The following is a 5,308-nucleotide window of genomic DNA, read 5'->3' as shown; positions in this document are numbered from 1 at the left end:
GTTAGTCCGGCGGTGTCCTACTCTCCCACAACCCTTCGGTTGCAGTACCATCGGCGCTGTCAGGCTTAGCTTCCGGGTTCGGAATGGGACCGGGCGTTTCCCTGACGCTATGACCACCGAAACACTGTGAAACACCCACACACACTCACTCACATATTTGTGTGTGGTTGTGTGGTGTTTCAGAGCTGTAGAGTGGATGCGTAACATCTTTGTGGGCAAGTCCTCGGCCTATTAGTACCAGTCAACTCGATAACACATTACTGTGCTTCCATTTCTGGCCTATCAACCCAATGGTCTGTTGGGGGCCTTAACCCACATGGGGTGGGATACCTCATCTTGGAACAGGCTTCCCGCTTAGATGCCTTCAGCGGTTATCCCTTCCGAACGTGGCCAACCAGCCATGCCACTGGCGTGACAACTGGCATACCAGAGGTTCGTCCGTCCCGGTCCTCTCGTACTAGGGACAGCCTTCCTCAAGTATCCTACGCGCGCGGCGGATAGGGACCGAACTGTCTCACGACGTTCTAAACCCAGCTCGCGTGCCGCTTTAATGGGCGAACAGCCCAACCCTTGGGACCTACTCCGGCCCCAGGATGCGACGAGCCGACATCGAGGTGCCAAACCATGCCGTCGATATGGACTCTTGGGCAAGATCAGCCTGTTATCCCCGGGGTACCTTTTATCCGTTGAGCGACACCCCTTCCACCAGGTGGTGCCGGATCACTAGTCCCGACTTTCGTCCCTGCTCGACATGTCTGTCTCACAGTCAAGCTCCCTTGTGCACTTGCACTCAACACCTGATTGCCAACCAGGCTGAGGGAACCTTTGGGCGCCTCCGTTACTCTTTAGGAGGCAACCGCCCCAGTTAAACTACCCATCAGGCACTGTCCCTGAACCAGATCATGGTCCGAGGTTCAGATTCCCAATCCGACCAGAGTGGTATTTCAACAACGACTCCACCAACACTAGCGTGCCGGCTTCACAGTCTCCCACCTATCCTACACAAGCCGAACCGAAAACCAATACCAAACTATAGTAAAGGTCCCGGGGTCTTTCCGTCCTGCCGCGCGTAACGAGCATCTTTACTCGTAGTGCAATTTCGCCGGGCCTGTGGTTGAGACAGCCGGAAAGTCGTTACGCCATTCGTGCAGGTCGGAACTTACCCGACAAGGAATTTCGCTACCTTAGGATGGTTATAGTTACCACCGCCGTTTACTGGCGCTTAAATTCTCAGCTTCACCCCGAAAGGTTAACCGGTCCTCTTAACGTTCCAGCACCGGGCAGGCGTCAGTCCATATACATCGTCTTGCGACTTCGCATGGACCTGTGTTTTTAGTAAACAGTCGCTTTCCGCTGGTCTCTGCGGCCACCACACCCTAGCCTGCAAGAGGCTTCAGGTGCACTGGCCCCCCTTCTCCCGAAGTTACGGGGGCATTTTGCCGAGTTCCTTAACCACAGTTCGCCCGATCGCCTTAGTATTCTCTACCTGACCACCTGTGTTGGTTTGGGGTACGGGCCGTGCACGCACTCGCTAGAGGCTTTTCTCGGCAGCATAGGATCACTCTACTTCACCTCAATCGGCTACGCATCACGTCTCAGCCTATATGGAACACGGATTTACCTATGTTCCGGCCTACACGCTTACACCAGTACTACCACTCACTGGCGGAGCTACCTTCCTGCGTCACCCCATCACTCGACTACTACGGAATCAGATCCCACGCTCCACAACCGGCCTCCACCCCGAAGGGTCTCAACCGGCGCTTCGGGTGGTTAGTATCAACCGCCTCATCCTGGGCGCACGTGCTCGGGTACGGGAATATCAACCCGTTATCCATCGACTACGCCTGTCGGCCTCGCCTTAGGTCCCGACTTACCCTGGGCGGATTAGCCTGGCCCAGGAACCCTTGGTCATCCGGCGGCAGAGTTTCTCACTCTGCATTCGCTACTCATGCCTGCATTCTCACTCCCACACCCTCCACGACTGGCTTCCGCCGCCGCTTCCCTGGATGCAGGACGCTCCCCTACCCATCCACACCACTAGACACAACCCTCAAGGAGTTGAGCCGATGTAATGTGTGAATGACACAGCTTCGGCGGTGTGCTTAAGCCCCGCTACATTGTCGGCGCAGGACCACTTGACCAGTGAGCTATTACGCACTCTTTCAAGGGTGGCTGCTTCTAAGCCAACCTCCTGGTTGTCTGGGCAATCCCACATCCTTTCCCACTGAGCACACACTTGGGGGCCTTAGCTGGTGTTCTGGGCTGTTTCCCTCTCGACGACGAAGCTTATCCCCCGCCGTCTCACTGCCACACTCTCACACCACGGTATTCGGAGTTTGGTTGATTTCGGTAACCCGGTAAGGCCCCTAGACCATCCAGTAGCTCTACCCCCGTGGTGAAACATGTGACGCTGCACCTAAATGCATTTCGGGGAGAACCAGCTATCACGGAGTTTGATTGGCCTTTCACCCCTACCCACAGCTCATCCCCTCAGTTTTCAACCTAAGTGGGTTCGGCCCTCCACGTCGTCTTACCGACGCTTCAGCCTGGCCATGGGTAGATCACTCCGCTTCGGGTCTAGACCACGCGACTGGAGACGCCCTATTCAGACTCGCTTTCGCTACGGCTACCCCACACGGGTTAACCTCGCCACGCAGCACTAACTCGCAGGCTCATTCTTCAAAAGGCACGCCATCACCTCAACATCACAAGGATGTGCTCGGGCTCTGACGGCTTGTAGGCACACGGTTTCAGGTACTCTTTCACTCCCCTCCCGGGGTACTTTTCATCTTTCCCTCACGGTACTAGTCCGCTATCGGTCTTCAGGAAGTATTTAGGCTTACCGGGTGGTCCCGGCAGATTCACAGCAAATTCCACGAGCTCGCTGCTACTCGGGAACACCAAACAAACGATCCACAACATGCTTTCGCGTACGGGACTCTCACCCACTCCGGTCGCCCATCCCAAGGCGTTCCACTAACACGCGTAATCGTTCCGAGGACTGTCAGATCCTCGACGCTGGGTCCCACAACACCACACACACAACGCCTGACAGCTTGACATGTGCATGGTTTAGCCTCTTCCGCTTTCGCTCGCCACTACTCACGGAATCACGGTTGTTTTCTCTTCCTACGGGTACTGAGATGTTTCACTTCCCCGCGTTCCCTCCACACACCCTATATATTCAGATGCGGGTAACACCACATAACTGGTGCTGGGTTTCCCCATTCGGAAATCCTCGGATCACAGCTCGGTTGACAGCTCCCCGAGGCATATCGCAGCCTCCCACGTCCTTCATCGGCTCCTGAAGCCAAGACATCCACCATGTGCCCTTAACAACTTGACCACAAAGATGCTCGCATCCACTCTACAGTTCTCAAACACCACACCAGAAACAAACGTCCCCGGGACTGTGTCCAGCCCCTCGGCGTGTTGCCTCAGGACCCAACAGCATGCCAGCGAACAATTCTCGACTGAATCCGACGTAACACTTTCCACACTCCCCGAAAGAAGCAGTACTCGCCCCCGCCGGCAACCCAGTCACGAACCATAACCAGTAGTTCCACAATTCCTTGAGCAACCAGCGCCAACACACGTTCGGTGTTGAAACCCTGGCCACCCCACCGCTCTGGTTCCGGGTATCCCGGGAACGATGGATGTGTTGCTCCTTAGAAAGGAGGTGATCCAGCCGCACCTTCCGGTACGGCTACCTTGTTACGACTTCGTCCCAATCGCCAGTCCCACCTTCGACCACTCCCCCCGCTTACGCGGTTGGGCCATGGGCTTCGGGTGTTACCGACTTTCATGACGTGACGGGCGGTGTGTACAAGGCCCGGGAACGTATTCACCGCAGCGTTGCTGATCTGCGATTACTAGCGACTCCGACTTCACGCAGTCGAGTTGCAGACTGCGATCCGAACTGAGACCGGCTTTAAGGGATTCGCTCCACCTCGCGGTATCGCAGCCCTCTGTACCAGCCATTGTAGCATGTGTGAAGCCCTGGACATAAGGGGCATGATGACTTGACGTCATCCCCACCTTCCTCCGAGTTGACCCCGGCAGTCTCCCACGAGTCCCCGCCATAACGCGCTGGCAACGTAGGATAAGGGTTGCGCTCGTTGCGGGACTTAACCCAACATCTCACGACACGAGCTGACGACAGCCATGCACCACCTGTACACCAACCACAAGGGAAGCCCTATCTCTAGGGATGTCTGGCGCATGTCAAGCCCAGGTAAGGTTCTTCGCGTTGCATCGAATTAATCCACATGCTCCGCCGCTTGTGCGGGCCCCCGTCAATTCCTTTGAGTTTTAGCCTTGCGGCCGTACTCCCCAGGCGGGGCGCTTAATGCGTTAGCTACGGCACGGACAACGTGGATGTCGCCCACACCTAGCGCCCAACGTTTACAGCGTGGACTACCAGGGTATCTAATCCTGTTCGCTCCCCACGCTTTCGCTCCTCAGCGTCAGTATCGGCCCAGAGACCCGCCTTCGCCACCGGTGTTCCTCCTGATATCTGCGCATTTCACCGCTACACCAGGAATTCCAGTCTCCCCTACCGAACTCAAGTCTGCCCGTATCGCCCGCACGCTCCACGTTAAGCGTGGAGTTTTCACGAACGACGCGACAAACCGCCTACGAGCTCTTTACGCCCAATAATTCCGGACAACGCTTGCACCCTACGTATTACCGCGGCTGCTGGCACGTAGTTAGCCGGTGCTTCTTATCCAGGTACCGTCACTTGCGCTTCGTCCCTGGCGAAAGAGGTTTACAACCCGAAGGCCGTCATCCCTCACGCGGCGTCGCTGCATCAGGCTTTCGCCCATTGTGCAATATTCCCCACTGCTGCCTCCCGTAGGAGTCTGGGCCGTGTCTCAGTCCCAGTGTGGCCGGTCACCCTCTCAGGCCGGCTACCCGTCGTCGCCTTGGTAGGCCATTACCCCACCAACAAGCTGATAGGCCGCGGGCTCATCCTGTACCGCCAGAACTTTCAACCAACCCCCATGCGAGAGCCAGTGATATCCGGTATTAGACCCAGTTTCCCAGGCTTATCCCAAAGTACAGGGCAGATTGCCCACGTGTTACTCACCCGTTCGCCACTAATCCACCCGAAGGCTTCATCGTTCGACTTGCATGTGTTAAGCACGCCGCCAGCGTTCGTCCTGAGCCAGGATCAAACTCTCCAACAATGTCAAATTTGATCGAGGCAATTTTCTTGCTCTCAAAGGAACCCCAAAACGAGGTTCAAATACATAAGCTCTACTGGCTTAGTTCACTAGCACACTGTTGAGTTCTCAAGCAACAC

At 56.1% G+C, this 5,308-nt stretch carries 3 rRNA genes; all 3 read right to left on the bottom strand.

From position 1 onward, the window contains the following. Positions 1–4 precede the first annotated feature (4 nt). The 3 genes from rrf to ACZ6DT_RS40055 all read right to left on the bottom strand — a co-directional run bounded on the left by rrf (position 5) and on the right by ACZ6DT_RS40055 (position 5,192). Positions 5–121, bottom strand: a 5S ribosomal RNA gene (rrf, locus tag ACZ6DT_RS40065). A 90-nt stretch (positions 122–211) separates the two neighbouring features. Further along, a 23S ribosomal RNA gene (locus ACZ6DT_RS40060) occupies positions 212–3,349 on the bottom strand. A 326-nt stretch (positions 3,350–3,675) separates the two neighbouring features. After that, positions 3,676–5,192, bottom strand: a 16S ribosomal RNA gene (locus tag ACZ6DT_RS40055). The 16S, 23S and 5S rRNA genes sit together here, the layout of an rRNA operon. Positions 5,193–5,308 lie beyond the last annotated feature (116 nt).

This window comes from Amycolatopsis sp. NPDC041971, from assembly GCF_055588925.1.
The sequence above is the reverse complement of the archived record's forward strand: the minus strand, read 5'-3'. Positions and strand labels throughout refer to the sequence as shown.